The organism is Streptomyces sp. S.PNR 29, from assembly GCF_030386795.1.
Taxonomy (GTDB): domain Bacteria; phylum Actinomycetota; class Actinomycetes; order Streptomycetales; family Streptomycetaceae; genus Streptomyces.
Map to the genome: position 1 here is coordinate 136,536 of NZ_JANUQM010000004.1, position 24,350 is coordinate 160,885.

At 72.3% G+C, this 24,350-nt stretch carries 24 protein-coding genes; 16 read left to right on the forward strand and 8 right to left on the reverse strand.

What is annotated here, in order from left to right; translation table 11 throughout:
- Positions 1-57 precede the first annotated feature (57 nt).
- From NW895_RS13055 to NW895_RS13065, 3 genes are all read left to right on the forward strand, one after another.
- A complete protein-coding gene (locus NW895_RS13055; RefSeq protein ID WP_289935640.1) occupies positions 58-600 on the forward strand; it encodes a sigma-70 family RNA polymerase sigma factor in 543 nt (180 codons plus the stop codon).
- Positions 597-1,418: an anti-sigma factor gene (locus NW895_RS13060; RefSeq protein WP_289935641.1), complete on the forward strand. Its 822-nt coding sequence runs from the start codon at positions 597-599 to the stop codon at positions 1,416-1,418. Before NW895_RS13055 ends, NW895_RS13060 begins: the two co-directional genes overlap by 4 nt.
- 126 nt (positions 1,419-1,544) lie before the next feature.
- Positions 1,545-1,814, forward strand: coding sequence for a hypothetical protein (locus NW895_RS13065; protein WP_289935642.1), 270 nt, complete (start codon positions 1,545-1,547; stop codon positions 1,812-1,814).
- 159 nt (positions 1,815-1,973) lie between these two features.
- On the opposite strand, the gene NW895_RS13070 is transcribed toward NW895_RS13065, so the two are convergent.
- The 3 genes from NW895_RS13070 to hmgA are packed head-to-tail and all read right to left on the reverse strand — an operon-like array spanning position 1,974 to position 5,261.
- The gene (locus NW895_RS13070) at positions 1,974-3,131 is read right to left on the reverse strand and encodes a type ISP restriction/modification enzyme (RefSeq protein WP_289935643.1); all 1,158 of its coding nucleotides are present in this window, start codon (positions 3,129-3,131) and stop codon (positions 1,974-1,976) included.
- Between the two features lie 26 nt (positions 3,132-3,157).
- On the reverse strand, positions 3,158-3,907 hold the full coding sequence (locus NW895_RS13075) for a GntR family transcriptional regulator (RefSeq protein ID WP_289935644.1): 750 nt from the start codon (positions 3,905-3,907) through the stop codon (positions 3,158-3,160).
- A 28-nt stretch (positions 3,908-3,935) separates the two neighbouring features.
- The gene (gene hmgA / locus NW895_RS13080; RefSeq protein ID WP_289935645.1) at positions 3,936-5,261 is read right to left on the reverse strand and encodes a homogentisate 1,2-dioxygenase; all 1,326 of its coding nucleotides are present in this window, start codon (positions 5,259-5,261) and stop codon (positions 3,936-3,938) included.
- Positions 5,262-5,434: 173 nt separating this feature from the next.
- Between hmgA and NW895_RS13085 the strand changes: the two genes are divergently transcribed.
- The 9 genes from NW895_RS13085 to NW895_RS13125 all read left to right on the forward strand — a co-directional run bounded on the left by NW895_RS13085 (position 5,435) and on the right by NW895_RS13125 (position 17,598).
- Positions 5,435-6,031 carry a hypothetical protein gene (locus NW895_RS13085; protein ID WP_289935646.1) on the forward strand — a complete coding sequence of 199 codons (597 nt, stop codon included), beginning with the start codon at positions 5,435-5,437 and terminating at the stop codon, positions 6,029-6,031.
- Positions 6,028-6,642 carry a TetR/AcrR family transcriptional regulator gene (locus tag NW895_RS13090; RefSeq protein WP_289935647.1) on the forward strand — a complete coding sequence of 205 codons (615 nt, stop codon included), beginning with the start codon at positions 6,028-6,030 and terminating at the stop codon, positions 6,640-6,642. Before NW895_RS13085 ends, NW895_RS13090 begins: the two co-directional genes overlap by 4 nt.
- A 92-nt stretch (positions 6,643-6,734) precedes the next feature.
- On the forward strand, positions 6,735-8,966 hold the full coding sequence (locus NW895_RS13095; RefSeq protein WP_289935648.1) for a molybdopterin oxidoreductase family protein: 2,232 nt from the start codon (positions 6,735-6,737) through the stop codon (positions 8,964-8,966).
- 144 nt (positions 8,967-9,110) lie between these two features.
- A complete protein-coding gene (locus NW895_RS13100; RefSeq protein WP_354670086.1) occupies positions 9,111-10,595 on the forward strand; it encodes a CitMHS family transporter in 1,485 nt (494 codons plus the stop codon).
- A 29-nt stretch (positions 10,596-10,624) separates the two neighbouring features.
- Positions 10,625-11,860, forward strand: a complete 1,236-nt coding sequence (locus tag NW895_RS13105; protein ID WP_289935650.1) for an MFS transporter — start codon at positions 10,625-10,627, stop codon at positions 11,858-11,860.
- Positions 11,861-12,111: 251 nt separating this feature from the next.
- Positions 12,112-13,449 (forward strand): ABC transporter ATP-binding protein, encoded by a 1,338-nt coding sequence (locus tag NW895_RS13110; protein ID WP_289935651.1) that lies wholly within the window; start codon positions 12,112-12,114, stop codon positions 13,447-13,449.
- A gap of 135 nt (positions 13,450-13,584) precedes the next feature.
- On the forward strand, positions 13,585-14,973 hold the full coding sequence (locus NW895_RS13115) for an aldehyde dehydrogenase family protein (protein WP_289935652.1): 1,389 nt from the start codon (positions 13,585-13,587) through the stop codon (positions 14,971-14,973).
- Between the two features lie 16 nt (positions 14,974-14,989).
- Positions 14,990-16,072: a Zn-dependent alcohol dehydrogenase gene (locus tag NW895_RS13120; RefSeq protein ID WP_289935653.1), complete on the forward strand. Its 1,083-nt coding sequence runs from the start codon at positions 14,990-14,992 to the stop codon at positions 16,070-16,072.
- Positions 16,073-16,275: 203 nt separating this feature from the next.
- Positions 16,276-17,598 carry an MFS transporter gene (locus NW895_RS13125; RefSeq protein ID WP_289935654.1) on the forward strand — a complete coding sequence of 441 codons (1,323 nt, stop codon included), beginning with the start codon at positions 16,276-16,278 and terminating at the stop codon, positions 17,596-17,598.
- Here the strand turns inward: NW895_RS13125 and NW895_RS13130 are convergent.
- The 3 genes from NW895_RS13130 to NW895_RS13140 form a co-directional block, all read right to left on the reverse strand.
- On the reverse strand, positions 17,590-18,546 hold the full coding sequence (locus NW895_RS13130; protein ID WP_289936007.1) for a DMT family transporter: 957 nt from the start codon (positions 18,544-18,546) through the stop codon (positions 17,590-17,592). The two genes, NW895_RS13125 and NW895_RS13130, sit on opposite strands and share 9 nt — an antisense overlap.
- 140 nt (positions 18,547-18,686) lie before the next feature.
- On the reverse strand, positions 18,687-19,397 hold the full coding sequence (locus NW895_RS13135; protein WP_289935655.1) for a winged helix-turn-helix domain-containing protein: 711 nt from the start codon (positions 19,395-19,397) through the stop codon (positions 18,687-18,689).
- A 47-nt stretch (positions 19,398-19,444) separates the two neighbouring features.
- Complete coding sequence (locus NW895_RS13140; protein WP_289935656.1) at positions 19,445-20,086, reverse strand: TetR/AcrR family transcriptional regulator; 642 nt, start codon at positions 20,084-20,086, stop codon at positions 19,445-19,447.
- 91 nt (positions 20,087-20,177) lie between these two features.
- Here NW895_RS13140 and NW895_RS13145 point away from each other — a divergent pair, with 91 nt between their 5' ends.
- The 3 genes from NW895_RS13145 to NW895_RS13155 all read left to right on the forward strand — a co-directional run bounded on the left by NW895_RS13145 (position 20,178) and on the right by NW895_RS13155 (position 22,365).
- Positions 20,178-21,329 (forward strand): acyl-CoA dehydrogenase family protein, encoded by a 1,152-nt coding sequence (locus tag NW895_RS13145; protein WP_289935657.1) that lies wholly within the window; start codon positions 20,178-20,180, stop codon positions 21,327-21,329.
- 59 nt (positions 21,330-21,388) lie between these two features.
- Positions 21,389-21,634 (forward strand): YiaA/YiaB family inner membrane protein, encoded by a 246-nt coding sequence (locus NW895_RS13150; RefSeq protein WP_289935658.1) that lies wholly within the window; start codon positions 21,389-21,391, stop codon positions 21,632-21,634.
- A 107-nt stretch (positions 21,635-21,741) separates the two neighbouring features.
- A complete protein-coding gene (locus NW895_RS13155; RefSeq protein ID WP_289935659.1) occupies positions 21,742-22,365 on the forward strand; it encodes a TetR/AcrR family transcriptional regulator in 624 nt (207 codons plus the stop codon).
- 19 nt (positions 22,366-22,384) lie between these two features.
- Here the strand turns inward: NW895_RS13155 and NW895_RS13160 are convergent, their stop codons facing one another.
- Positions 22,385-22,846 (reverse strand): MaoC family dehydratase, encoded by a 462-nt coding sequence (locus tag NW895_RS13160; RefSeq protein ID WP_289935660.1) that lies wholly within the window; start codon positions 22,844-22,846, stop codon positions 22,385-22,387.
- A 140-nt stretch (positions 22,847-22,986) separates the two neighbouring features.
- On the opposite strand from NW895_RS13160, the gene soxR reads away from it, so the two are divergent.
- Positions 22,987-23,517, forward strand: coding sequence for a redox-sensitive transcriptional activator SoxR (gene soxR, locus NW895_RS13165; RefSeq protein ID WP_289935661.1), 531 nt, complete (start codon positions 22,987-22,989; stop codon positions 23,515-23,517).
- Positions 23,518-23,597: 80 nt separating this feature from the next.
- Here the strand turns inward: soxR and NW895_RS13170 are convergent, their stop codons facing one another.
- Positions 23,598-24,200, reverse strand: coding sequence for a hypothetical protein (locus NW895_RS13170; RefSeq protein WP_289935662.1), 603 nt, complete (start codon positions 24,198-24,200; stop codon positions 23,598-23,600).
- Between the last annotated feature and the right edge of the window lie 150 nt (positions 24,201-24,350).

The following is a 24,350-nucleotide window of genomic DNA, read 5'->3' on the forward strand; positions in this document are numbered from 1 at the left end:
TTGCGAATGCCTTGCGGGAAGGGACAGGCCCTGTGGGGCCGTGGAGAGGGGGACCGAGTGGAGGCGGACGAGCTGCTCGTGCTCGTGGCAGGCGGCGACCAGAACGCATTCGAGGAGTTGTACGGACTGGTGTCCGGTCCGGTGTACGGGCTCGTACGGCGCGTGGTGCGCGACCCGGCCCAGTCCGAGGAGGTGGCTCAGGAGGTGCTGCTCGAACTGTGGCGGTCGGCCGCGCGGTTCGACCCGGGGCGGGGCAGTGCCCTCTCCTGGATCCTCACCCTCGCCCACCGGCGTGCCGTGGACCGCGTGCGCAGCGCCCGCGCGGCAGGCGAGCGTGAGCAGCGCGAGGCACTGCGCGCCGGAGGGCCCGCCTTCGACCAGGTCGCCGAGGAGGTCGAGGCCGGACTCGAACGGGAGTGGGTACGCCGCTGCCTGGACCGCCTCACCGCGCTCCAGCGGCAGTCCGTCACCCTCGCCTACTACGAGGGCTACACGTACCGTGAGGTGGCCGAGCGGCTCTCCCTGCCGCTGGGCACGGTGAAGACGCGGATGCGCGACGGACTGACCCGGCTGCGCCAGTGCCTGGGAGGCGTCGCATGAACCTCGTCGACCGACTGCTGCGCCGCGAGGACCTGCACTCCCTCGCCGCCCCCTACGCGCTCGACGCCCTGGAGCCCGCGGAACGGGTCCGCTTCGAGAAGCACCTGAAGGACTGTGGCCGCTGCGCCGCCGAGGTACGGGCCCTGTCCGAGGACGCCGTCCGCCTCGCCTGGTCGACGGCCGCCCCGCCGCCGGCCGCCCTGCGCGACCGGGTCCTGGCCGCCGTACGCACCACCCCCCAGGAGCCCGTCCGGCAGGACGAGGGGCGTGTGCGCGCCCCACAGTTGCCGCCGCACGTGTGGGGCACCCGGCCGCCGCCCGCCCGCTCCCACAGGCCTCGGCCGCGCCCCCTGCTGGTGCCGTTCGCCACGGCCACGGCCGCCGCGGCCCTCGTCGTCGCCTCGCTCTTCGCCGTCCAGGCGAACCGGACACAGGACCAGCTGAACGCCGAGCGCGCCCAGGCACGTGAGATCGCCCACGTTCTGTCAGCTCCCGACGCCCGCGCGGCCGGTGACGGGGACGCCCGGGGCCGCAGTATCGGAGTGATCGCCTCCGCATCCGAGAGGCGTGCGGTGGTCACGTTGAGCGGCTACGGCGACCCGCCGAGCGGCCGCGTGCGCCAGCTGTGGCTCATGCGCCCCGATGCGCAACCGCGCTCCCTCGGGCTCTTCGTGGGCGACACGCCGCTGGTCGCGTCCGGTCTCGACATGTCCGCCACATCGCTGGCCGTGACCGTCGAACCTGACGGGGGGTCGGCACAGCCCACCACTCAGCCAATTGTCCAACTCGCCCTGAAATCAGTCGGATTCGGAGAGTGATCGTAGAGTTATCGCCAACCCCCTTACGGGGAAAGTGAATCCTGTGACCGCGATACACGCGTGCCCCATGGGGGCGATAGGGTTACTCTGCCCGGGCCGGGTGGACTCGTACGGGTGGGGAGTGACATGGAACAGATAACAGTGCGCAGCAGGGCCAGGGTCCCTGCGATCACCTGCGGGAGCAGCGCGACCAGCTCGCGTCTCGACCGCCATCTCTCGGTGCTGGGCGGGCCTGCCGTCCCGCAGCGGGAGACCGTCGAGGCGACCTCGCTGATGCGTGAGCTGACCGCGCGTGACACCACGCAGGAGCGCAGCGGCAGGGGCGCACGGGTACGCCGGGTCTCGCTCTTCGCACCACTGCGCCGACTGCGCCGTTCGCTGTTCGGCGGCAACTGAGACCCGCGCTCAGGCGACCACACCGTCCCGGCACGGCGCTGCCCCTCTGTCGTCCGTCATCCCCACGGCACGCGGCAGCGCCCCGGTGTGTTCCCGAGCGCGGGCTTGTCCCCCATCCGTACCGCCTCCCCGCCCGGCGGTGATGGGGGACTTCTGCGTTCACAGGAGCGTCAGCTGTCCCTCGGGGCCCTCTTCGTGGCCGTCCAGCACCGAGGCGGGCCTGCGCGCCGACTCCGGCACCGGAAGCACGCCCGCCTTCCTCAGTTCCGCCGCGGTGATCTGGGCCGTCACCGTCAGCTCCTCCCGCCGCGGCCGCAGTTCGGCCAGCAACGCCAGCACGGTGATCAGCTCCAGCAGCTCCGACGTCCAGGCCTGCGGCCATGTCGCCGGGCGGATCGCCGACAGCGTGCCCGGTTCCGCTCCGGCCGTGCGGGCCGTGAACCACTGCTCCAGGACGCGCACTCCGCCGGCTTCGAAGTCCCACGCCTCCTGCGGCACCGGTGAGATGCGGCCCCCGTCCAGATGCAGGGCCTCCTCGTCGGGGTCGTAGTGGAGGGTGAGCGGGCGGGACGGCAGCGGAGCGCGCACGTACGGGCGGCGGCCGCCCGGGAGTCTGGGGCGTTCGCCGTCGCGGCGCATGAGCCACAGCATGCGACGGCCCAGTTCCACGCCCCGCGCCCACAGTGCGGAGTCCTCGGTGAGGGGGACGGCGTGGCCGGGGCCGACCGTCGCCACGATCCAGGCCAGGACGTCCAGCGGAGCGGGCGCGTGGCCCAGGCGGGTGGCCAGGTGGTCGAGCAGGCCCGGCGCCAGGTTCGGCTCCTCGCCGCCGGGGCGGCGGTACAGCGGGCGGATGCGGCCGGGACGGAGCAGGGGGAGCCGGGACGTGGCGAGGAGGTGGGGCCCGGGCGGACCGTCCGTCTCGACGACGAAGACCTGATGCTCGTCCGCCACCCGCCACAGCTCGGGACGGGCCGCGTCGATCAGCCGGTGGTCGGGGATGAGCCACTGCTCGTCGAAGGGCGCCCGCAGCACGCGCACCGGCTCCGGGCAGGGGCCCGAGGCGCGCGCCAGCTTCTCGGTGCCGGCGGTCCGGCCCGGCAGCCCGCCGACCGCGGTGTGCAGCGTGCGTGAGCGCGTCGGCTCCAGCAAGGCCTCGCGGTCGGGGCCCTCCGCCTTTATGAAGGCGTCCCAGCGGGCTCTGAGGGACACCGCGTCGGGGGCCGCCGGCCACCCCCGGCCGAGCCGCGGCGGTGCGACGGACCACGGCATGAGGTCCGCCAGCAGCGGAGCGTCGTCGTGCGTCACGCTGGGCATCGTACGGCCTGATACGGACAGCGGAGTCAGGTGGCGTCCAGCGTCACCGTGAAGGAGAAGCGGTCCCCGCGGTAGTGGATGACCGCCGCGTCCAGCACCCGCCCGTCCGCGTCGTACGTGACGCCCGTGTAGTGCAGGATCGGGCTGAGCAGCGGGACTTCGAGCAGCCGGGCCGTCTCCGGGTCCGCCAGGCGTGCCTCCACGGTGTCCGTGATGCGGCTGATGTCCGCCCCGAGGACGTCCCGCAGCACCTTGGTCATCGGCCAGCGGGTCAGGTCGTCCAGGTCGATACGGGCGGCCAGCTCGGGACGGACGTAGTTGCGGGCGTGGTTGGTCGGCTCGCCGGTCTTCTCGTCGCTGCGCAGGCGGTGGTACGTCGCGACCTGAGCCAGGTCCGGGAAGTGCTCGGCGAGTTCGGCCGGCACGGGCGCGTGGCCGTGGTCCAGCAGCTCGGTGGTCATGCCGGACTGCTGCGCCACGATCGCGTCCACCGAGCCCAGCAGGCGTACCGGGGTGCCCCTGCGCGCGTGCGGCTCGATGAACGTGCCGCGCCGCCGGTGGCGGGTGATCAGCCCCTCGTCCTCCAGCTCCTTCAACGCCTGCCGCATGGTCAGCACGCTCACCCCGTAGTGCCCGGCCAGCTGCTCCTCCGTGGGCAGGCGCAGCGGGTCCCGCGGCGAGCGGCCGAGTATCGAGGCGCGCAGCGACTGCGACACCTGGTACCACAGGGGGAGCTTGCGGTTCAGGACGATGGAGTCCGGGGCGAAGGAGGTCACGGCTGTCATCCGTACCGGCCGGGACGGATCAGTGCAAGGGGCCGAAATGCCGTTCGAGGCCCTGCCAGACGTCGTCGTACCGCCGCTGCAGGTGCTCCGCCCGCGCCGCGTGCGGTGTCAGCGTCACCGGCCAGCGGGTCTCGAACATGAACGCCAGCCCGTCGTCGATCTTCTGCGGCCTCAGCTCGGCCGCGCTCGCCTTCTCGAACGTCTCCCGGTCCGGTCCGTGCGCCGACATCATGTTGTGCAGCGAGCCGCCGCCCGGCACGAAGCCCCCTGGACCAGCGGCCTTGGCGTCGTAGGCGCCCTCGATCAGGCCCATGTACTCGCTCATCACGTTCCGGTGGAAGTACGGCGGCCGGAAGGTGTCCTCGCCCACCAGCCAGCGCGGCGCGAAGACCACGAAGTCGACGCCCGCCAGGCCCGGGGTGTCCGACGGGGACGTCAGCACCGTGAAGATCGACGGGTCCGGGTGGTCGTACGAGATCGTCCCGATGACGTTGAAGCGGCGCAGGTCGTAGACGTACGGGACGTAGTTGCCGTGCCAGGCGACCACGTCGAGCGGCGAGTGGTCGTAACGGGCCGTCCAGAGGTTGCCGCAGAACTTGTTCACCACCTCCACCGGGCCCTCGACGTCCTCGTACGCGGCCACGGGGGCCTTGAAGTCCCGGGCGCCTGCGAGGCCGTTGGCGCCGATCGGGCCGAGGTCGGGGAGGTGGAAGGGCGCGCCGTAGTTCTCGCAGACGTAACCGCGGGCCGAGGCGTCCAGGAGCTCCACGCGGAAGCGGACCCCGCGCGGGACCAGCGCCACATGGCCCGGCTCCGCGTGCAGCAGCCCGAACTCCGTGCGCAGCAGCAGGCCGCCGCGCTCCGGGACGATCAGCAGCTCGCCGTCGGCGTCGCTGAAGACGCGGTCCATCGACGCCGTGGCGTGGTACAGGTGCACGGCCATGCCGGTGCGCTGGGTGGCGTCGCCGTTGCCGCCGAGGGTCCACAGGCCCTTCACGAAATCCGTGTCCGCCGGCGGTTCGGGCAGCGGGTTCCAGCGCAGCCGGTTCGGGTCGGGCACCGTCTCCGTGAAGGGAGCCGTGCGGATCGCGCCGTTGTGTGTCCTGGTGAACGCCGGGTGCGCGGCCGACGGGCGGATCCGGTACAGCCACGAGCGGCGGTTGTGCGCCCTCGGTTCCGTGAACGCCGTGCCGCTCAGCTGCTCCGCGTACAGCCCCAGCGGGGCCCGCTGGGGTGAGTTGCGGCCCTCGGGCAGTGCGCCCGGTACGGCTTCGGAGCCGTGCTCGTTGCCGAAACCCGAGAGATAGGTCAGTCCCTCCGCGGTCTTCCGCGCGTCGCCGCTCATGATCGCTCCCTCGCCCTCTGATTCCTATGTAACACCGTAGGATTGCGGTTTCCCGCGCGCAAGAGGACGGCCGGAGGATGATCCATGACCTCCGTGACCTCCTCAGGGAGGAGGAGCGGAACCCGACCACAGGGGGATCCGAGGCGCCGGGCCGGTGTCCTACGCTCCCCGGCATGTCGTGGACACGGGGACTTCGGGCCGTGCTCGCGGTCTGTGTCCTGCTGCTGACCGGATCCGCGGGCTGCGGCGCCGGCGATGCGCGGGAGCAGAACATCGGGGCGACGCCTTCGCCGATGGGCAGGCTCCTCGACGACACGGACCAGGACGGGCGGCAGTACCGGGACATGGGCGACCGGGGCGCGCCCGGCGTCGGCATCGAGGTGCAGCCCGGCGCCGACGGCGCCTGGGAGGTGCGGCTGACCGTCCGCGACTTCCGCCTCTCGCCGACCGGTACGAAGGCGGAGGCCGGCCGGGGCGTGGCGTACCTCTACGTGGACGGCGACCTGGTGGCCAGGCTCCGCACCCCCGAGTACCGCCTCGCCGCCCGCCTCGTGCCCCGCGGCACGCACCACGTCACCGCCCGCCTGTACGCCGACGACGGCACGGTGTGGGCCGTCGACGGAAAGCCGGTGGAGTGCACGGCCGACATCACGGCGTCCCGGACGGGGCCGGAACCGGAGGCGACCGGGAGCACCGCCGGAAGTGCTGCGGGTGTGCGGTCCCGTGCAGGGGGTCACCGTTCACCGGACCGCGGCGGAAAGGCATCATGAACACCGTGCCCGACGCGACCTCGCTACGCCGTGCGCCCGTGCAGCGGCGCAGCGCCGAACGCCTGACCAGGATCCTGGACGCCTGTGCCGACCTCCTCGACGAGGTCGGCTACGACGGCCTGAGCACCCGGGCCGTCGCCGAGCGCGCCGGTGTGCCCATCGGCTCCGTCTACCGCTTCTTCGGCAACAAGCGGCAGATGGCGGACGCGCTCGCCCAGCGCAACCTGGAGCGCTACACGGAGCGGGTCACCGAGCGCCTGAGCGAGACCGGCGACGGCTGGCGTGCCGCGCTGGACGCGGTGCTCGACGAGTACCTGGCCATGAAGCGGACCGCGCCCGGCTTCTCCCTCGTCGACTTCGGCAACCAGATCCCGGTCGGCGCCCGCGGCGGCGAACCCAACCACCGGGTCGCCGAGCGTCTCACCGAGCTGCTCTCCGGCTATCTCGACCGCGAGCCCGACGAGGATCTGCGCCGTACCTTCCTCGTCGCCGTGGAGACCGCCGACACCCTCGTCCACCTCGCCTTCCGGGTCGATCCGCAGGGTGACGGCAAGATCATCGAGGAGGCGCGGGAGCTGCTGCGGGCGTATCTGGCGCGGGTGCTGGACTGAGACCTCGGAGGGGCTCCCCACGGTGCATACCGGTCGGTATGCTCGGCCGCACGCTCGCGCGTCACCGTTGCCGCCGTCCCCCGGGAGGACCCGTGTCCCGCACCGCCCTGCGAATCTGCCCCCTGTGCGAGGCCACCTGCGGCCTGACGCTCACCATCGAAGGAACCCGCGTCACCAGCGCCCGCGGCGACCGCGACGACGTCTTCAGCAAGGGGTTCATCTGCCCCAAGGGCGCCTCCTTCGGCGCCGTCGAGAGCGACCCAGACCGGCTGCGCACCCCGCTGGTGCGCAAGGACGGCGACCTGCGCGAGGCCACCTGGGAGGAGGCCTTCGACGCGGTCGCCGCCGGCATCCGGCCCGTCGTGGAGCGGTACGGCGGGGACTCGGTGGGCGTCGTCCTCGGCAATCCCAACGTGCACACCATGGCCGGGGCCCTCTACCCGCCGCTCCTGATCGGCGGCCTGCGCACCCGCAGCCTCTTCACCGCGTCCACCGTCGACCAGATGCCCAAGCACGTCTCCAGCGGCCTGCTGTTCGGCGACGCCAACGCCATCCCGGTGCCGGACCTGGACCACACCGACCACCTGCTCCTCATCGGCGCCAACCCCCTGGAGTCCAACGGGAGCCTGTGCACCGCCCCGGACTTCCCCGGCCGGCTCAAGGCCCTCAAGGCCCGCGGCGGCACCCTCACCGTCATCGACCCCCGCCGCACCCGCACCGCCAAGCTCGCCGACCGGCACATCGCCGTCCGCCCCGGCACCGACGCGCTGCTGCTCGCGGCGATGGCGCAGGTGCTGTTCGCGGAGGACCTGGCCGACCTCGGCGACCTCGCCCCACATGTCCAGGGCGTCGAGGAACTGCAAGCCGCCGTACGGGACTTCACCCCCGAAGCGGTCGCCGCGGCCTGTGACGTGGAGGCCTCCGTCATCCGCACCCTGGCCCGCGAACTCGCCGCCGCCCCCACCGCCGCCGTATACGGCCGCATCGGCAGCTGCACCGTCCCGCACGGGACCCTCGCCAGCTGGCTCGTCGACGTCCTGAACATCCTCACCGGCAACCTCGACCGCCCCGGTGGCGCCCTCTTCCCGCAGGCCGCCACCGACAAGACCCCGCGCCCCGCCGGGCCCGGCCGCGGCTTCGCGCTCGGGCGCTGGCACTCCCGGGTCAGCGAACACCCCGAGGCCAAGGGGGAGTTGCCGCTCTCCGCGCTCGCCGAGGAGATCGACACCGCCACCGACCAGGGCGAGCCGATCCGCGTGGTCATCACCGTCGCCGCCAACCCCGTGCTGTCCGCACCCGACGGCGACCGGCTCGACAAGGCCCTGGGCTCGCTCGACTTCATGGTCTGCGTCGACCCGTACCTCAACGAGACCTCGCGCCACGCCGACGTCGTGCTGCCGCCGCCCCCGCCCTCGCAGAGCCCGCACCACGACTTCGCCTTCAACACCCTCGCCGTACGCAACCAGGTCCGCTACACCCGCCCCGCCGTTCCGTTGGAGCCCGGCCGGATGGCCGAGACCGAGATCCTGGCCCGGCTGATCCTGGCCGTGACCGGTATGCAGGGTGCCGACCCCGCCGCCGTGGACCAGATGGTCATCGACGGCACCCTCGGCAAGGCGGTGACCGAGCCGCACTCCCCGGTGCACGGCCGCGACCCGCGGGAACTCGCCGCGCAGCTCACCGGCGAAAGCGGCCCGGAGCGGCGGCTCGACATGATGCTGCGCCTCGGTCCCTACGGCGACGGCTTCGGCGTACGACCCGACGGGCTGAGCCTGGCCAAGCTGCTCGCGCACCCGCACGGCATCGACCTCGGCCCGCTCCGGCCCCGCCTTCCGCAGCCGCTGAAGACACGGAGCGGCAAGGTGGAGCTGCTGCCGCAGCCGATCGCCGGCGACCTGCCGAGGCTGCGGGAGGCGTTGCGGGAGCGTTCCGACGGGCTGGTCCTCGTCGGCCGCCGGCACCTGCGGTCCAACAACAGCTGGATGCACAACGTGCCCGCTCTCACCGGCGGCTCCAACCGCTGCACCCTGCACATCCACCCCGAGGACGCCGAGCGGCTCGGCGTGCGCGACGGGGCCGCCGTACGCGTCAAGGGCGCAGGGGGCGAGGTGACCGCCCCCGCCGAGGTCACGGACGGCGTGCGTCCGGGCGTGGTGAGCCTGCCCCACGGCTGGGGTCACGACCGGCCCGGCACCCGCCTGAGCCACGCCTCCACCGACCCCGGCGTCAACGTCAACCAGCTCCTCGACGGCAGCCTCCTCGACCCGCTGTCGGGCAACGCCGTCCTCAACGGAGTGCCCGTCGACGTCGCCCCGGCGGAGTGAAAAGAGGGGTCCGGATGACCGAAAAGCTCATGCCTCTGACCTGAGCAAAGCTGTGACCAGCAGTTTTGCGCTTATTGCTCGCACGTCAACGTCTTGTTAACGCTGCTTAAAGGCGCCTAACGTCTCGTCGCACCGCCGGCCCTGGTGGGATGTTCAAGGGCGAACGTTAGGTATCCACTCATGCTGACCATCCTCGGCTTCGCCATGATCGCGACCTTCCTGGTCCTGATCATGATGAAGAAGATGTCGCCGATCGCGGCGCTCGTGCTGATTCCCGCGCTGTTCTGCGTGTTCGTCGGCAAGGGCGCCAAGCTCGGCGACTACGTCATCGACGGCGTGACCAGTCTCGCCCCCACCGCGGCGATGCTCATGTTCGCGATCGTCTACTTCGGTGTGATGATCGACGTCGGTCTCTTCGACCCGATCGTCCGCGGAATCCTCCGCTTCTGCAAAGCCGACCCGATGCGGATCGTAGTCGGCACCGCGGTGCTCGCCGCGATCGTGTCGCTGGACGGCGACGGCTCGACCACCTTCATGATCACGGTCTCGGCGATGTACCCGCTGTACAAGCGCCTGAAGATGAGCCTGGTCGTGATGACCGGTGTGGCCGCCATGGCCAACGGCGTGATGAACACGTTGCCGTGGGGCGGCCCGACCGCCCGCGCCGCCACCGCGCTGAAGGTGGACGCCAGCGAGATCTTCGTCCCGATGATCCCCGCGCTGGGCGTCGGCCTCCTCGCCGTCTTCGTCATGGCGTACTTCCTCGGCCTGCGCGAGCGGAAGCGGCTCGGTGTGCTGACGCTCGACGAGGTCCTGGTGGAGGAGAAGGCCGAGGAGTCGGAGACCGTCCTGGTGGGCGCCGGCTCGAAGCCGGGCAAGGGCGCCGGCAAGGGGACCGGACGCACGGGCGGCGCCGGGTCCGGCACCGACGCCTCGGACGCCTCGGACGGCTCCGAGGGCCCCGAGGACTCCGCCGAGGACAAGGCCATGCAGGTCCTCGACCCGAACCGCGCCACCCTGCGACCCAAGCTGTACTGGTTCAACGCGCTGGTCACGGTGGTGCTGCTCACCGCCATGATCATGGAGTGGCTGCCGATCCCGGTGCTGTTCCTGCTCGGCGCCGCGCTCGTGCTCACCGTCAACTTCCCGCACATCCCGGACCAGAAGGCGCGGCTCGCCGCGCACGCCGACAACGTCCTCAACGTCTCCGGCATGGTCTTCGCCGCGGCCGTCTTCACCGGCGTGCTGCAGGGCACCGGCATGGTCGAGCACATGGCCAAGTGGCTGGTGGACATCATCCCGGGCAGCATGGGCCCGCACATGGCCTTCGTCACCGGCCTGCTGAGCCTGCCGCTGACGTACTTCATGTCGAACGACGGCTTCTACTTCGGCGTCCTGCCGGTCCTCGCCGAGGCGGGCGCCGCGCACGGTGTCTCGCCGCTGGAGATGGCCCGCGCCTCGCTCGTCGGCCAGCCGCTGCACATGTCCAGCCCGCTCGTCCCGGCCGTGTACGTCCTGGTCGGCATGGCCAAGGTCGAGTTCGGCGACCACACCAAGTTCGTCGTGAAGTGGGCCGCGCTCACATGCCTCGTCATCCTCGGGGCAGGAATGCTCTTCGGGATCATCTGACGGCCTTATCCCAACAGGAGGACAGACCCATGGGGCCCGGTGGGAACCGCGGCTGGCTGCTTCGCCTCGTCATCGCCTTCAGCTTCGCGCAGGGGGCGGTGTCGATGGCCCGGCCCGCCGTCTCCTACCGGGCCCTCGCGCTGGGCGCCGACGAGCGGGCCGTCGGCGTCATCGCGGGCGTGTACGCGCTGCTGCCGCTGTTCGCCGCCGTGCCCCTGGGCCGCCGTACCGACCACGGCCGGTGCGCGCCCCTGCTGCCCGTCGGCGTGGTCCTCATCTCCGGCGGCTGCGCGCTGAGCGGCCTCGCGAACTCCCTGTGGGCCATGGCCCTGTGGAGCGGGGTGATGGGCCTCGGCCACCTCTGCTTCGTCATCGGCGCCCAGTCGCTGGTCGCACGCCAGTCCGCGCCGCACGAACAGGACCGCAACTTCGGTCACTTCACCATCGGCGCCTCGCTCGGCCAGCTCGTCGGCCCCATCGCCGCGGGCGCGCTGATCGGCGGCCGGGACATGGCGGGCACCAGCGCGCTGGCCCTGCTCGTCGCGGGCGCGGGCGCCGCGGTGGCGTTCACATCGCTGTGGCGCATAGAGCAGCGTCGTACCACGCACAAGTCCCCTGCGGAACAAGCGGAACGCGTCCCCGTCCGCCGCATCCTGCGGGCCCGGGGCGTTCCCGCGGGCATCTTCATCAGCCTGGCCGTGCTCTCCGCGACCGACATCCTCACCGCCTACCTGCCCGTCGTCGGCGAGGACCGGGGCATCGCCCCGTCCGTGATCGGCCTGCTGCTCAGTCTGCGGGCGGCGGCCACCATCGCCTGCCGCCTGGTGCTCACACCGCTGCTGCGGCTGCTCGGCCGGTCCCTGCTGCTCACCGTGACCTGTCTGCTGGCGGCCCTGCTGTGCGCGGGCATCGCGCTGCCGGTGCCGGTGTGGGCGCTGGCCCTGATCCTCGCCGTCCTCGGCTTCTGCCTCGGCGTGGGCCAGCCGCTGTCCATGACGACCGTCGTCCAGGCCGCCCCCGACGACGCCCGCTCCACGGCCCTCGCGCTCCGCCTGACCGGCAACCGCCTCGGCCAGGTCGCCGCCCCCGCCGCCGCGGGCCTCATCGCCGGCATCGCGGGCGTGGCCGCGCCGTTCGTGATGCTCGGCGCACTGCTGCTGCTGTCGTCAGGCATCGCCCGGCGCTCACCGGGCCGGCCCACCGAGGACCAGCCGGCCCCCGAGGACACCGACCGGACACGGCGGCAGAGGGACAGCGCCCGCTGAGACGCGCAGCCCGCGGAGCAGGGCCGCCGGACATCCTCACGGCCCCTCGGTTGCCCCACGGCCGCCGACCCGCCCCGTGAACCCGGGTGTCCGCCTTCTCACCAGCTGGACCGGATAGCCCGATCTCGCCCGGCATCTTCCCCCACCGCACACATTCCGTTAGTTTCCGTGCCCCACACGCCCCATGCGACCCGCACGAGGCGTTCCACCGCGGAGCACCAGCGCTCAGTGAGCCCCCGGGGGGCACCCTCATGACACGCGCCATCTCGCTGCACGACGTCAGCAAGACCTACACACGCGGCGCCCGCGTGGTGGACCGGCTGTCCCTGGACATCGCGCCCGGCGAGTTCCTCGTGCTGCTGGGGCCCTCCGGCTGCGGCAAGTCCACCGTGCTCAGAATGATCGCCGGCCTGGAGGAGATCACCGAGGGCCGACTGCTGCTGGACGGCGAGTACGCCAACGGCCTGCCCCCCTCGGAACGGCGCATGGCGATGGTCTTCCAGAACTTCGCCCTGTACCCCAACATGACCAGCCGGGGCAACATCGGCTTCCCGCTGCGCCTGGAGGCCCCCGGCGAGGACCCGAGCCCCCGCGTGGACGCCACCGCCCGCATGCTCGGCATCGAGGACCTCCTCGACCGCTTCCCCGGCCAGCTCTCCGGCGGCGAACGCCAGCGCGTCGCCATGGGCCGGGCCATCGCCCGCCACCCCTCCGCCTTCCTGATGGACGAACCGCTGTCCAACCTGGACGCCAAGCTCCGCAACCACCTGCGCGCCGAGATCTCGGGGCTCACCCGCGAGCTGGGCGTCACCACGGTGTACGTCACCCACGACCAGGCCGAGGCCATGTCGCTCGGCGACCGGGTGGCCGTCCTGCGCGGCGGCGTGCTCCAGCAGATCGGCACCCCGCGCGAGGTGTACGGGCTGCCGAGCAACGTCTTCGTCGCCGCCTTCGTCGGCACCCCGCGCATCAACCTGCTGCGCGGCATCGTCCGCGCGCCGCTCGACGGGGCGATGACCATCAGCCTGGGCAAGCAGTTCCTGCGCCTGCCCGAACCGCTGTCCCTGGACCACCAGCTCCTGCGGGTACAGCAGGGCCGCGAGGTCATCGTGGGCCTGCGCTCGGAGGCCGTGCGGATCGCCAAGCCCGCCGCAGCCCGTCCCGGCGAGGTACTGATCACCGGCCTGGTGGAGCACCTGGAGTACCAGGGCCACGAGGTCCTCGTCCACTTCGACACCGGCTCGCGCCCCGCCGTCGTACCGGAGCTGGAGGCCCCGCACGCGGCCTCCCGGGCGGACCGCCGACGGCGCCGCGAGGGCACGGTCCTGAACCGCCTCCGGGAGCGGGCGGGTTCCCTGCGGTCCGGTCCGGTGGCGACCCTTGAGCATCCGGCGGACACGGTCCGGGCGCCCGCGCCGCCCGAGGGGCGTCTCCCCGGCGACCTGATCGTCCGCACCACCCCCGACATCGACCTCCGCCACGGCATGCAGGTCCCGCTCCTCGTCGACCTGGCCCACCTCTTCGTCTTCGACCAGCACGGCGAACGGGTCTGCCCCACCCCGGACCGTCTGCCCGACCTGGAGGAGTGAGGCGCGGCACAGCCCGGGCACACCCGGTTCGTGCTGTGATGTCCGGCGTACGGCGACCGTGATGTCTGGCGCGCAAAAACTAACGCCGCTAGTTTGTGTGCCGGACGACGCAGCTCCGCCCGGAGAGGAAGCACGATGAAGGCACACGACGGCATGTACATCGACGGCGCCTGGCGCCCCGCCGCCGACCGGGACGCGATCGAGGTCGTGAACCCGGCCGACGAGCAGGTGATCGGGCAGGTCCCCGCGGGCACCGCAGAGGACGTCGACGCCGCCGTACGGGCCGCCCGCGCCGCCCTGCCCGGCTGGGCCGCGACCCCGCCGTCCGAGCGGGCCGCGCGCATCGCCGCCCTCAGGGACGTCCTCGCGGCCCGCAAGGAGGAGATCGCCGAGACCGTCACCGCCGAGCTGGGCTCGCCCCTGGAGTTGTCGCAGAAGGTGCACGTGGGCCTGCCGATCACGGTCGCCGGTTCGTACGCCGAACTGGCGGCCACGTACGCCTTCGAGGAGAAGGCCGGCAACTCGACCGTCCTCCACGAGCCGGTCGGCGTGGTCGGCGCGATCACCCCCTGGAACTACCCCCTGCACCAGGTCGTGGCCAAGGTCGCCCCCGCCCTCGCCGCAGGCTGCACGGTCGTTCTGAAGCCCGCCGAGGACACCCCGCTCACCGCCCAGCTCTTCGCCGAGGCGGTGCACGAGACCGGCCTCCCGGCGGGTGTCTTCAACCTGGTCACCGGCCTCGGCCCGGTCGCCGGCCAGGCCCTCGCCGAGCACCCGGGCGTCGACCTGGTCTCCTTCACCGGCTCCACCGCCGTCGGCCGGCAGATCGCCGCCACCGCCGGCGCCGCCGTCAAGAAGGTCGCCCTGGAACTCGGCGGCAAGTCCGCCAACGTCATCCTCCCCGGCGCCGACCTGGCCAAGGCGGTCAAAGCCGGTGTCGCCAACGTCATGTCCAACTCCGGTCAGACGTGCAGCGCCTGGACGCGGATGCTGGTGCACCGCTCCCAGTACGACGAGGCCGTCGAGCTGGCCGCTGCCGCCGCCGCGAAGTACGGCGACCGCATCGGTCCCCTCGTGAACGCCAAGCAGCAGCAGCGGGTGCGGGGTTACATCCAGAAAGGCGTGGCGGAGGGTGCCCGCCTGGTCGCCGGCGGTCCCGAATCCCCGCGCGAGCGGGGCTACTTCGTGAGCCCGACCGTCTTCGCCGACGTCACGCCCGAGATGACCATCGCGCAGGAGGAGATCTTCGGCCCGGTCCTGTCGATCCTCCGCTACGAGGACGAGGACGACGCCCTGCGGATCGCCAACGGCACGGTCTACGGCCTCGCGGGTGCGGTCTGGGCGGGGGAGGAGGGGGAGGCGGTGGCCTTCGCCCGCCGTATGGAGACCGGCCAGGTCGACATCAACGGCGGCCGTTTCAACCCGCTGGCCCCCTTCGGCGGCTACAAGCAGTCGGGCGTGGGCCGGGAACTCGGCGTGCACGGCCTGACCGAGTACCTCCAGACCAAGTCCCTCCAGTTCTAGGGGAGTCGCCTCCGTCATGGCTGTCCGCGCCGCCGTCCTGCCCGCCATCGGCTCACCACTGGAGATCACCTCCATCGACCTGCCGGACCCCGGCCCCGGCCAGGTCCGCGTCCGGCTCGCCGCCGCCGGCGTCTGCCACTCCGACCTGTCCCTGACCAACGGCACCATGCGGGTCCCGGTCCCCGCCGTCCTCGGACATGAGGGCGCGGGCACGGTCGTCGCCGTCGGCGAGGGCGTCACCCGGGTCGCGCCCGGCGACCGGGTCGTCCTCAACTGGGCGCCCTCCTGCGGCACCTGCCACGCCTGCACCCTCGGCGAGGTCTGGCTGTGCGCCAACGCGCTGAACGGCGCCGCCGGCGTGTACGCCCGTACCGCCGACGGCACCGACCTGCACCCCGGCCTGAACGTCGCCGCCTTCGCCGAGGAGACGGTGGTCTCCGCGTCCTGCGTCCTGCCCCTCCCGGACGGTGTCCCGCTCACCGACGCGGCCCTCCTCGGCTGCGCCGTCCTCACCGGCTACGGCGCCGTCCACCACTCGGCGCGGGTCCGGCCGGGCGAGACGGTGGCGGTGTTCGGCGTCGGGGGAGTGGGGCTCGCGACGCTGCAGGCCGCCCGTATCGCGGGCGCCTCGCAGATCATCGCGGTGGACGTCTCCCCGCAGAAGGAGGAACTGGCCCGCGCGGCAGGCGCCACCGACTACGTCCTCGGGTCGGAGGACACGGCCCGCGAGATCCGCGCCCGCACCGGCAAGCAGGGCGTCGACGTGGCCGTCGAGTGCGTGGGCCGCGCGGCCACCATCCGCACGGCCTGGGACTCCACCCGGCGCGGTGGGCGGACCACGGTCGTCGGCATCGGCGGCAAGGACCAGGAGGTCACCTTCCACGCCCTGGAGATCTTCCACTGGGGCAGAACCCTCTCCGGCTGCGTCTACGGCAACTGCGACCCGGCACAGGACCTGCCGGTGCTGGCCGGCCACGTCCGGGCCGGCCGCCTGGACCTGGCCGCCCTGGTGACCGAACGCATCGCCCTGGACGGCATCCCGGCGGCCTTCGAGAACATGCTGGCCGGCAAGGGCGGCCGGGCGCTGGTGGTCTTCTAGGCCAGGACCAGCGCCCACCGGTGTGTGCCCCGGCGTCCGAGCGACGCCGGGGCCCGAGTCGTGCCCGCGCACCGCTACCGGTGCCACGTACAGGTAAAAGTCCTGCCGCACGACCCGTTGACGGCCATACCGTCCGGTCAGTACGTTCCCGGAACCCAAGCCACCCCCCGGCTCCGTCCCCGCACCCACCGGAGTGTGCACGTATGGACACGGCCCCTTCCGCTCAGCCGCTGACCCCCACCGCTCTTCCCACGGGCAACCGCCGCCGCGTCGCCACCGCGGCGGCCCTCGCCTCGGCGGTGGAGTGGTACGACTACTTCGTCTTCGGCATAGCCGCCGCCCTCGTCCTCGGCGATCTGTACTTCCCGGCGGGCAGCCCCACCGCCGGGGTCCTCGCCTCCTTCGCCACCTTCGCCGTCGGCTTCCTGGCCCGCCCCCTCGGCGGCATCGTCGCAGGCCAGCTCGGCGACAAGCGGGGCCGCAAGCCGATGCTGGTCCTCGCCCTCACCCTGATGGGCCTGGCCACCACGGGAATCGGCCTGCTCCCGACCTACGACACGATCGGCGTCGCCGCGCCGATCCTGCTGGTCGCCTTCCGCGTCATGCAGGGCATCGCGGTCGGCGCCCAGTGGGGCGGCGCGATGCTGCTGGCCACCGAGTACGCCCCCGAGGGCAAGCGCGGCGTCTACGGCAGCGTCGTCCAGCTCGGCGTCCCCATCGGCGTGGTCAGCGCCAACACCGTCTTCCTGGTGGCCGGCGCGCTCACCACGGACTCCGCGTTCGCGGCCTGGGGATGGCGCGTCCCGTTCCTCGTCGGCCTGTTCGTCCTGGCCCTCGCCTGGTACATCCACACCCGCGTCGAGGAGACGCCCGCGTTCCGGGAGGCCGAGAAGGCGCTGGCCGAGAAGGAGAAGGCGGAACAGACCTCCCCGCTGCGCACGATCCTGCGGGACCACCTCGGCACGGTCCTGCTCGCGGGCGGCTCCTTCGCCGTGAACACCGCGGCCTTCTACATCCTCATCACCGGCGTCCTCGACTACACCACCCGCGCACTCGGCATGGAGCGCGGCGCTGTCCTCACCGTCTCCCTCTGCGTCAGCCTCACCCAGCTGGTGCTGATCCCGGCCGCCGCCGCGCTCTCCGACCGCATCGGCCGCATCCGGATCTACGCGCTCGGCGCGGTCGGCATCGCCCTGTGGGCCGTACCGATGTTCCTGCTGATCGACACCGGCTCGCTGCTGTGGCTGGCGGTCGGCACGTTCGTCGCCAGCTGCTTCCTCAGCATCATGTACGGCCCCCAGGCCGCCCTGTTCGCCGAGCTGTTCACGCCCGAGATGCGCTACACCGGAGCCTCCCTCGGCTACCAGATCGCGGCCGTCTGCGGCGGTGGGCTCGCGCCCTTCGTGATGGTGCTGCTCCTGGAGGCGACGGGCACCTCGATGGCCGTGTCCGGCTACATCATCGTGCTCGCCGTGATCGCCCTGGCCTCCATCAAGGTGCTCGCCGGCCGGGCCGGTTCACGCTGACCGCGAACCCGACGCCCGCTCGGGCCGCGGCTCCGGAACGTCCTCCGGCGCCGCGGCCCGCGCCCGCGACCGGGACACCGCGACGCCCGCCAGGCACAGCGCACCCCCCGCCAGCGTGAGCAGCCCCGGCACCTCGCCGAGCGCCAGCCACGACATCAGGACGACCAGGGCGGGGACGGCGTACGTGGTCGCGCCCATGCGACTGGCGGTCGTACGGGCCAGGGCGTACGCCCACGTCGTGAAGGCCAGCGCGGTCGGGAACACGCCCAGGTAGACCATGTTGAGCGTGGCGGAGACCGGCGCGTCGGCCGCCTCCTGGACCAGCTGACCGGCGAACGGCAGACAGACCACCGCCCCGACGAGACACCCGAACGTCGTCACCTGCAGCGCGCTCGCCCGGCCCAGCGCCGGCTTCTGCGCGACGACACCGGCGGCGTAGCCGACGGCGGCCAGCAGGCACAGCACCACCCCGAGCACCGAGGAACCGCCCTCGCCCGACATCGACAGCCCCACGGTCACCGCTCCGGCGAACGACACCGCCATCCCCGCCAGCAGCCGCGGCGGCATGGCGTCGCCGAGCAGCCTGGCACCGAGCAGGGCGATCAGGATCGGCCCGATGTTCACCACCAGGGCGGCCGTACCGGCGTCCACCTGCTGCTCGCCCCAGTTGAGGGCCACCATGTAGAAGCCGAACCACAGCACGCCGGATATCGCGATGCCGCGCCAGGCCGACCGCGGCGGCCACCCCTCCCGCCGTACCAGGCAGATCACACCCAGCGCCAGCGCCCCGGCCGACAGCCGCCCGAGCGCCAGCGCACCCGGCGAGTAGGAGGCGCCCGCACTGCGGATCGACACGAACGCGGAGGCCCAGAGCACCACGGTGACCGTGGCGGCACCGGCAGCGAGCAGCTCGGGACGACGGGACGGGCGGGCGGGGGAGGCGTTCATCATGCTCCAGAGGCTAGGTGGGAGGCGGATGCGGCCGCTCGCGGATTTCGGACGACCGGGTCGGGGATGCGCGGTCCTCGCCACCGGCTGGGGCGGCCGGCGGCGCAGGCACCGGGCACCCGTGCCCGGCGTCGGCCCGGCTAGCGCAGCGACCGCGTTTCGATGCCGAGCAGTTCCGACAGCGCGCGTTCGCCGGTCGCCGTCACCTGCACCGCCCGTTCGGAGCCGATGCGTACGCACCAGCCCGCGTCCAGGGCGTGCCGGCACAGGGCCGCGCCCGCGACGCCCGCGAGGTGGGGGCGGCGTTCGGTCCAGTCGAGGCAGGCCCGGGCCAGGGGCCGCCGGCCGGTGCGGTCGAGGCGGATGCCGACGGTGTCGAACCAGGCCAGCCCCGCGTCGGTGAGTGCGAAGCCCGTGTCCTGGCGCAACAGCTCCAGGCCGGTCAGCGCGTCCGTGACCGCGATGCCGAGCCGCCCGGCGAGATGGTCGTAGCAGGTGCGGCCGCGGGCCATCGCCGAGCCGGCGCTGGACTCCCGCAGATTCCGTGGCCGTACGACCGCATCGGGGGAGACCTGCGCGGCCAGGTCCTCCAGCAGCTGGGCGAGCCGCGCGTCGGCCAGCCGGACGTACCGGTGCCGCCCCTGCCGTTCCTCGGCGAGCAGACCGCCCGCGACGAGTTTGCCCAAGTGCTCGCTGAGCGTGGACGCCGCCACCCCCGCGTGCCGTGCCAGCTCACCGGCGGTCCACGCCCGCCCGTCGAGCAGCGCCAGCAGACACGCGGCCCGCGTCTCGTCGGCGATCAGCCCGGCGAGCCGGGCCACGTGCGGCGCCTGGGGGTCCCTGGTCGTCATGCGTCCCAGGATGGGCCACGCACGCTTCGGCACCCACCGAAGCGTGCCTACACCGTCCGCTTGACCTGCTCGTACTGCCGGGCCAGCCCGTCCAGCAACGCCGTCAGTCCGGTCTCGAACGCCCGCTCGTCGATCTTCTCCTGCTGCTCGGCGAGGAGATGGGCCTGCCCGAGGTGCGGGTAGTCGGCGGGGTCGTACGCGCTCGCGTCGTCCACGAAACCCCCGGCGAAGGAGCCGAGGGCGGAGCCCATGATGAAGTACCGCATCAGCGCGCCGATGGAGGTGGCGTGCGCCGGCGGCCAGCCCGCGTCGACCATCGCGCCGTAGACGGCGTCGGCGAGGCGCAGCGCGGCCGGGCGGCGACCGGGCCCGCTGGCGAGGACCGGGACGATGTTCGGGTGGTCGCGCAGGGCGGCGCGGTAGGAGACGGCCCAGTCGTGGAGCGCGGTCCGCCAGTGCCGGCCGTCCTCGAACATCGACAGGTCGACCTGGGCGCTCACCGAGTCGGCGACCGCCTCCAGGATCTCGTCCTTGGTGCGGAAGTGGTTGTACAGCGACGGCCCGCTGACCCCCAGCTCCGCCGCGAGCCGGCGCGTGGAGACGGCCGCGAGGCCCTCCGCGTCCACCAGCGTGCGCGCCGTCTCGACGATCCGGTCGGTGCTCAGCAGGGGCTTGCGCGGTCGGGCCATGGCGCACATAGTAGGGCTGCGGCCGGAAACTAGCAGTGCTAATTTACCGTTCGGCATCCAACTCAACTGCGGTGATCAGACGAGGTGACGCGTGAACCTGGAGCTCAGTGAGGAGCAGGAGGCCGTCCGCCGGCTCGCCGAGGACTTCGTGACGCGCGAGATCGCTCCGAACGTCGTCACCTGGGACCGCGCCGAGGAAGTGGACCGGTCGATCGTCAAGAAGCTCGGCGAGGTCGGTTTCCTGGGGCTGACCATCGACGAGGAGTACGGCGGTTCGGGCGGCGACCACCTCGCCTACTGCCTGGTGACGGAGGAACTCGGCCGCGGGGACTCGTCCGTGCGCGGGATCGTGTCCGTCTCGCTGGGTCTTGTCGCCAAGACCGTCGCCGCCCGGGGGAGCGAGGAGCAGAAGCGGCACTGGCTGCCGGGGCTCACCTCCGGCGAGCTGGTGGGCTGCTTCGGCCTCACCGAACCGGGGACCGGATCCGACGCCGGCAACCTCGCCACCCGCGCGGTCCGCGACGGCGGCGACTACGTGATCAACGGCACCAAGACGTTCATCACCAACGGCACCTGGGCCGATGTCGTCCTGCTGTTCGCCCGCTCCACGGACGCCCCCGGCCACCGGGGCGTCTCCGCCTTCCTCGTCCCCACCGACACCGCCGGTCTGACCCGCCGCATCATCCACGGCAAGCTCGGCCTGCGCGGTCAGGCCACCGCCGAGCTGGTCTTCGAGGACGTACGGGTCCCCGCCTCCGCGATGCTGGGCGAGGAGGGGCGCGGCTTCTCCGTCGCCATGTCCGCCCTGGCCAAGGGGCGGATGTCGGTCGCGGCGGGCTGCGTCGGCATAGCCCGGGCCGCGCTCGAGGCGGCGGTGCGGTACGCCGGCGAGCGCGAGCAGTTCGGGAAGACCATCGCCCACCACCAGCTGGTGCAGGAGCTGATCAGCGACATCGCCGTGGACGTGGACGCGGCCCGGCTGCTCACCTGGCGGGTCGCCGACCTGATCGACCGCGGGCTGCCGTTCGCCGTCGAGTCCTCCAAGGCCAAGCTGTTCGCCTCGGAGGCGGCCGTCCGCGCCGCCAACAACGCCCTCCAGGTCTTCGGCGGCTACGGCTACATCGACGAGTACCCGGCGGGCAAGCTGCTCCGCGACGCCCGCGTGATGACCCTCTACGAGGGCACCAGCCAGATCCAGAAGCTGGTCATCGGCCGTGCGCTGACCGGCGTTTCGGCGTTCTGAGTACGGCCTGAGTACTTCGGCGGATGTGGCGCGGACCACGTCCGCCGCAACATGACCCCATGAGCGAGACACCGGTCAAGCAGCAGAACACGGCCGCCTTCTACGGGCAGGCCGTGGCCTCCTTCGCGGTCGCCATGGCCGCCACCGCCATCGGCATCTACAACCTCAAGGCCGACGCCTGGGTGCGGGCCTTCCTGGCGATCGCCGTCCTCTACCTGGTCACCTCCGCCTTCACGCTCGCCAAGGTGATCCGGGACCGGCAGGAGCCCTCGGCCCGGGTGTACGGCCCGTTCGAGAAGCACTGACCCGGCAGACACCGACCTCGGTCACTCGTCCCGGCGGGCACGCTAAGCGCTCGCTCAGCCTGGGCGGTATGGTGTTACCCCTGCCAGTGGAGAGGGGCGAGCGAGCGATGAGTACGGCGCAGGACACGGCCGACGGCGAGAGTGAGCCGTGGGGCGAGGTCACCCCGGACGCGGCCCGGCGGCTGCTGCTGGCCGCCGTGGAGGCGTTCGCCGAGCGCGGCTACCACGCCACCACGACCCGGGACATCGCGGGTCGCGCCGGCATGAGCCCGGCCGCGCTCTACATCCACTACAAGACCAAGGAAGAGCTGCTGCACCGCATCAGCAGGATCGGGCACGAGAAGGCGCTCGACATCCTGCGTACGGCGGCCCGGCGCGAGGGCAGTGCCACCGAGCGGCTCGCCGACGCCGTGAGCTCCTTCGTGCGCTGGCACGCCGGGGGCCGCACCACCGCACGGGTCGTGCAGTACGAGCTGGACTCGCTCGGCCCGGACGCCCGCGCCGAGATCCTCGCACTGCGCCGCGAGGTCGACGCCCAGGTGCGCGGGATCATCGAGGACGGTGTGGCGGCGGGTGAGTTCGACGTGCTCGACGTCAAGGGCACCACGCTCGCCATCCTGTCGCTGTGCATCGACGTCGCCCGCTGGTTCAACGTCGACGGCCCCCGCACCCCCGAGGAGGTCGGCGCGCTCTACGCCGACCTCGTGCTGCGGATGGTCGGGGTCAAGTGATCTGCGTGTCCTGGCTGTACTAGAGGTAGTAGCGCGAGACGGACTCCGCCACGCACACCGGCTTCTCGCCGCCCTCGCGCTCCACGGTGAAGGCGACGGTCACCTGGACCCCGCCCTCGACGTCCTCGACACCGCTGATCTTCGCGGTCGCGCGCAGCCGCGAGCCCACCGGGACGGGGGCGGGGAAACGGACCTTGTTGGTGCCGTAGTTGACGCCCATCCGCACGCCCTCGACGCCGATCAGCTGCGGACTGAACAGGGGGAGCAGCGAGAGGGTGAGGTAGCCGTGCGCGATGGTCGTGCCGAACGGGCCCGTGGCGGCCTTCTCGGGGTCCACGTGGATCCACTGGTGGTCGCCGGTCGCCTCCGCGAACAGATCGATCCGCTTCTGGTCGATCTCCAGCCAGTCGGTGTACCCCAGCTGCTCGCCCACCGCCGCCTTCAGGTCGTCGGTGGACGTGAAGATCCTCGGCTCTGCCATGTCCCGGCCTCCCGCGTCACAAGGTCTGGTCGCCCTGGCCGCCCACACCGGGCGACCTTCTAAGCGACTGCTTAGCATGGTCGGCCGCGAAGCGCCTGTCAACGCCACTCGGGCGGGGACGGGTGGGTAGGGTTCGGGGAGTGCCCCAGATTCCAGAGAAGATCCACGAGCTAACGGTCGGCCAGCTCGCCGCGCGCAGCGGTGCCTCGGTCTCCGCCCTGCACTTCTACGAGTCCAAGGGCCTGATCGGCAGCCGCCGCACGTCGGGCAACCAGCGGCGCTACAGTCGTGACGCACTGCGCCGGGTCGCCTTCGTGCGCGCCGCGCAGCGGGTCGGCATCCCGCTGGCCACGATCCGGGAGGCGCTCGCCGAGCTGCCCGAGGAACGCACGCCGACGCGCGAGGACTGGGCCCGGCTCTCCGAGGCCTGGCGGTCCGAGCTCGACGAGCGCATCAAGCAGCTGAACCGTCTGCGCGACCACCTCACCGACTGCATCGGCTGCGGCTGTCTCTCGCTCGACACCTGCGTCCTGTCCAATCCGGACGACGTCTTCGGCGAAAAGCTCACCGGCTCCCGCCTGATGGCGGAACCAGGGAAAGCCGGGGGTTCCCGCCCGAGCGGCCGCCGGGCGCACCGGAAGCGCGAGCTGGAGACCGGGTGCTGCGACTGAGGACCGAACGGTCCCCGGCAAAGGGGGGGGTGCGGCATCCCCGGCGCACCCCCGTCGTGCACCTGTTCCTCGATCGCCGCTCAGGCCGACACCAGCAGCCGTCCGCTCCTGGTGGCCGCCAGGGCCTGCGGTGTGAGCACGGGGCGCGGGACCAGGATTCCGCAGTCCGTGCAGACCGGGCCCGCCGAGGGCTCGTGGTCCAGGTCGTACTTCCAGACGAGCCGCTCCCCGTCGCAGACCGGGCAGGTCGAGCCCGGTTCCCGCTCCAGTGCGGCGATCAGGCGGCGCAGCACCTCGGCCAGCGGTTCACGGGGGTGGACCCGCGGGTCGTCGCACCACGCCACGCCGAAGCCGCCCCAGGTCAGCCGGTGCCAGTCGTCCACACTGCCCGGCCTGCGCAGCCCGTCGTACTTCTCCTTCTTGCGCCGCTCGGCGAACTCGACCTCGTAGGCCAGCCAGACCGAACGCGCCTGTTCCAGCTCGTCCAGTGCGGCCACGAGCCGCGCTGGATCGGGTGACCTGTCCTCGGGACCGAACCCCCATCGGGAGCACAGATGGTCCCAGGTAGCTCTGTGCCCATAAGGAGCGAACCGCTCAAGGCACTTGCGCAGCGAGTACCGCCGCAGCGCCAGGTCGCACCGCGGATCGCGGACCTGTCTCGCCAGACTCCGGAAACCGGCCATCGCCCTGCACCTCCGTCACACCTGCACCTGTCATCCGGTCACTTCGGCGTCGTCGTACGGACGTCGCCGAATAGACGTATCGACAAGCGAATCGGCTCCATCCGATTTCCGATGGCCCCCATAAGCCGGCCGAGGCGACTCCGCTGTGTC

Coding starts and splice junctions, on each gene's coding strand:
- NW895_RS13110 (WP_289935651.1), top strand. CDS start 12,112: ATGACACGCGCCATCTCGCTGCACGACGTCAGCAAGACCTACACACGC.
- NW895_RS13140 (WP_289935656.1), bottom strand. CDS start 20,086: ATGGCCCGACCGCGCAAGCCCCTGCTGAGCACCGACCGGATCGTCGAG.
- NW895_RS13070 (WP_289935643.1), bottom strand. CDS start 3,131: ATGCCCAGCGTGACGCACGACGACGCTCCGCTGCTGGCGGACCTCATG.
- NW895_RS13090 (WP_289935647.1), top strand. CDS start 6,028: ATGAACACCGTGCCCGACGCGACCTCGCTACGCCGTGCGCCCGTGCAG.
- NW895_RS13135 (WP_289935655.1), bottom strand. CDS start 19,397: ATGACGACCAGGGACCCCCAGGCGCCGCACGTGGCCCGGCTCGCCGGG.
- NW895_RS13130 (WP_289936007.1), bottom strand. CDS start 18,546: ATGAACGCCTCCCCCGCCCGCCCGTCCCGTCGTCCCGAGCTGCTCGCT.
- NW895_RS13170 (WP_289935662.1), bottom strand. CDS start 24,200: ATGGCCGGTTTCCGGAGTCTGGCGAGACAGGTCCGCGATCCGCGGTGC.
- NW895_RS13115 (WP_289935652.1), top strand. CDS start 13,585: ATGAAGGCACACGACGGCATGTACATCGACGGCGCCTGGCGCCCCGCC.
- NW895_RS13160 (WP_289935660.1), bottom strand. CDS start 22,846: ATGGCAGAGCCGAGGATCTTCACGTCCACCGACGACCTGAAGGCGGCG.
- NW895_RS13150 (WP_289935658.1), top strand. CDS start 21,389: ATGAGCGAGACACCGGTCAAGCAGCAGAACACGGCCGCCTTCTACGGG.
- NW895_RS13060 (WP_289935641.1), top strand. CDS start 597: ATGAACCTCGTCGACCGACTGCTGCGCCGCGAGGACCTGCACTCCCTC.
- NW895_RS13085 (WP_289935646.1), top strand. CDS start 5,435: ATGTCGTGGACACGGGGACTTCGGGCCGTGCTCGCGGTCTGTGTCCTG.
- NW895_RS13105 (WP_289935650.1), top strand. CDS start 10,625: ATGGGGCCCGGTGGGAACCGCGGCTGGCTGCTTCGCCTCGTCATCGCC.
- NW895_RS13120 (WP_289935653.1), top strand. CDS start 14,990: ATGGCTGTCCGCGCCGCCGTCCTGCCCGCCATCGGCTCACCACTGGAG.
- NW895_RS13065 (WP_289935642.1), top strand. CDS start 1,545: ATGGAACAGATAACAGTGCGCAGCAGGGCCAGGGTCCCTGCGATCACC.
- hmgA (WP_289935645.1), bottom strand. CDS start 5,261: ATGAGCGGCGACGCGCGGAAGACCGCGGAGGGACTGACCTATCTCTCG.
- NW895_RS13125 (WP_289935654.1), top strand. CDS start 16,276: ATGGACACGGCCCCTTCCGCTCAGCCGCTGACCCCCACCGCTCTTCCC.
- NW895_RS13155 (WP_289935659.1), top strand. CDS start 21,742: ATGAGTACGGCGCAGGACACGGCCGACGGCGAGAGTGAGCCGTGGGGC.